The organism is Planctomycetia bacterium (assembly GCA_034440135.1).
Taxonomy (GTDB): Bacteria; Planctomycetota; Planctomycetia; order Pirellulales; family JALHLM01; genus JALHLM01.
On record JAWXBP010000044.1, the window covers coordinates 1 to 2,808 of the forward strand.

At 60.5% G+C, this 2,808-nt stretch carries 4 protein-coding genes; all 4 read left to right on the forward strand.

Going from position 1 to position 2,808, the window contains the following annotated elements; all coding sequences use genetic code 11:
- Window positions 1–221 precede the first annotated feature (221 nt).
- Window positions 222–530, forward strand: coding sequence for a hypothetical protein (locus SGJ19_02325; GenBank protein ID MDZ4779072.1), 309 nt, complete (start codon window positions 222–224; stop codon window positions 528–530).
- 3 nt (window positions 531–533) lie between these two features.
- A complete protein-coding gene (locus SGJ19_02330; GenBank protein ID MDZ4779073.1) occupies window positions 534–1,709 on the forward strand; it encodes an AAA family ATPase in 1,176 nt (391 codons plus the stop codon).
- A 70-nt stretch (window positions 1,710–1,779) separates the two neighbouring features.
- The gene (locus SGJ19_02335; GenBank protein ID MDZ4779074.1) at window positions 1,780–2,352 is read left to right on the forward strand and encodes a DUF4276 family protein; all 573 of its coding nucleotides are present in this window, start codon (window positions 1,780–1,782) and stop codon (window positions 2,350–2,352) included.
- 151 nt (window positions 2,353–2,503) lie between these two features.
- The coding region (locus SGJ19_02340; GenBank protein ID MDZ4779075.1) for a helicase SNF2 at window positions 2,504–2,808 on the forward strand (305 nt) is incomplete at its 3' end.

The following is a 2,808-nucleotide window of genomic DNA, read 5'->3' on the forward strand; positions in this document are numbered from 1 at the left end:
AAAAGCTCTTCGCTTCGAAATACAAACTGATACTTCCAAGCGAGCTCGAACTGCGGGAGGAGTTGAAACGCGAGTTGGAGGGCTTCCGGCAACAACAACTGCTGCAAGGGTCTGCCGCGCAGCGCAAGACATCGGCGCCCGCACCCAAGAAACGCATTGCGCGCAAGACCGTAAAGTGACTCTTTCGCGTGGCTCGATAATCCTCTGCCTGACCATCGCCGATGCTCACTCGCCATTCCAGCCGCCGACCCCGACTCGACCAGACGGTGCTGAACCGGCGCCTCGATTGTGCCGTTTCCTGCGGCCGCATCGCCGGCTATTTCCGTTCCAGCCTGTTCGAGGTGGCCGGCGAAGCCATCGTAAAAGTCTTCGCCGTGCGGGCGAAGAACGAGAAGAGCGACACTCAGGCCGTCATCGAACGGGCGCCGGGTATCGCCTGCGATACGCTTGTTCCCCGTGGCCTCGATAGCCCATGGCGCGAACTGTCGCTCGTCGAGCATTACTACCCTCCCATTGAAATCAGGAATTGAACAATGCAGATCGAAGCGCTGGAAATCGCGAACTACCGGCTATTCCGCGACGCCAAGCTCACCAACTTGCCTCGGATGACGGTTGTGGTGGGGGCCAATGGCTCGGGCAAGACGACGCTATTCGACGTTTTCAGTTTCCTCAAGGAAGCGCTGACGCAGAACGTGGCGACCGCAGTGGCGCGTAGAGGCGGATTCCGCGAGCTCGTCAGTCGCGGGGAAACCGGACCGATCGCCATCACAGTTAAATTTCGCGAAAGCGGTGGGCGCCTGGCCACTTATCAGCTTGAGATCGCGGAAGACGGCGGCCGCCCGGTGGTGCACCGGGAGGTGCTCAAATTCCGCCGTGGCCAATTCGGGCAGCCGTGGCACTTCGTCGATTTTTCGCGTGGGCGCGGGGTCGCCATCACCAACGAGGCCGCCTACGGTCAGGAAGGTGTCGAGGCGGAGCGCAAGGAGCATGTGCTGGACGATCCCAGCGTGCTCGCGATCAAAGGGCTGGGGCAGTTCAAGGAATTTCGCGTCGTGGCGGAGTTTCGCAGCTTGATCGAGAACTGGCACATCTCGGACTTTCACATTAGCGACGCCAGGCCAAGCGCGGAGGCCGGGTATGCCGAGCACCTCTCGAACCGTGGCGACAATATCGCGCAGGTAGCGCAGTACTTGTATGAGAACCATCGTGAGCAGTTCGACCGCGTCCTGCAGATCATGAGCGAGCGAGTGCCCGGGATCAGTCGTGTGGAGGCGAAGCCCACCGAGGACGGCCGGTTGGTCCTGCGTTTTCAGGATGGCAGCTTCAAGGACCCATTCATCGCGCGCTACGTCTCGGACGGCACGATCAAGATGTTTGCCTATTTGGTCTTGCTGCACGATCCCAAGCCGCATCCGCTGCTGGCGGTGGAGGAGCCTGAAAATCAGCTTTATCCCGAACTGCTGTATGAACTCGTCGAGGAGTTTCGCGACTACGCCCGCCGCGGCGGCCAGGTGTTTGTTTCGACCCATTCGCCGGAGTTCCTCAACGGCGCCGAGCTTGACGAGGTCTTTTGGCTGGTAAAGCGCGGTGGCTTCACCAGCGTGCTGCGTGCGTCGGAGAATGAGACGTTGCGCAATCTCGTGGCCGCAGGAGACCTGCCGGGGACACTATGGAAGCAAGGGCTTTTCGAAGGGGCCGGGCCGACATGAACGCGCCGTGCCGGCCAACAAAAAGTGATGCGAACGCTGCGCCAGCCGTCTATTGTGTACAGGCGGTCGAATGACGCGTGTCATATTTCTGGTCGAGGAACGCTCGATGAAGGTGCTGCTCGATGCACTGCTGCCGCGACTCTTTCCGACCCTTGCCTTCTTGTGTATTCCACATGAGGGCAAGCAAGACCTTGAGCGCAGCATCCCGAAGAAGCTGAAAGCCTGGCGCGAGCCGGGTGTGCGCTTCGTCGTGATCCGTGACAACGACAGGGACGATTGCATTGAACTCAAACGCAAGCTGGTGCACCTTTGTCGCGAAGGCGATCGCGAGGACACGCTGGTGCGAATCGCCTGTCAAGAGCTTGAAGCCTGGTATCTCGGCGAACCAACCGCCTTGGCGTCGGCTTTCGATAGCGAGCGGTTGGCAGGGCTTGGTGCAAAGGCGCGTTTTCGCGATCCTGACGCGGTCGCCAAACCTTCCGTCGAACTCAAGGCAATGGTGCCGGAGTTTCAAAAAATGTCGGGCGCGCGGCGCATGGCCAGGCATCTGACTCGGGAACACAATCGCTCGCGTAGTTTCCAGGTCCTCATGGAAGGGATCGGTAGGCTTGTCGAGGCCGTGCCGAGACACGCGAATGATTGACGTCTCGATTCCTTGCTACCTGTCACCGTCTTTCCAGGCTTTTTCAATTTGTGGCGCACTGCGTCACAAATCACGCTGGATGTACTACCGCCTGCCAATGCAGCCCGACGACAAGCGCACCGGCCGATAGTCATCGGTCAAACTATCGCCGATGCTTACTCGTCATTCCAGCCGCCGCATTCGCCTTGACAAGGCGGTGCTGAACCAGCGACTTGAAGATGCGGTCTCCTACGACCGCATCGCGGGGTATTTCCGTTCCAGCCTGTTCGAGGTAGCCGGGGAAGCTATTGCGAAGGTGGCCGGGCCGGTTCGCATCGTCTGCAATTCGGACCTCGACCCGCAGGATCTGGTGACGGGGGCGGCGCAGGCGGCGTTGCGCCGCTCTTGGTGCGCGGGAATGCCGGAGGAGGCGCCGCCGAGCGCGATTCCGCGTTATCGCGCGCTCTACGAGGCGCT

What these genes read in the sequence shown, in the direction of transcription:
- SGJ19_02325 (MDZ4779072.1), top strand. Translation starts at nt 222, where the DNA reads ATGCTCACTCGCCATTCCAGCCGCCGACCCCGACTCGACCAGACGGTG.
- SGJ19_02330 (MDZ4779073.1), top strand. Translation starts at nt 534, where the DNA reads ATGCAGATCGAAGCGCTGGAAATCGCGAACTACCGGCTATTCCGCGAC.
- SGJ19_02335 (MDZ4779074.1), top strand. Translation starts at nt 1,780, where the DNA reads ATGACGCGTGTCATATTTCTGGTCGAGGAACGCTCGATGAAGGTGCTG.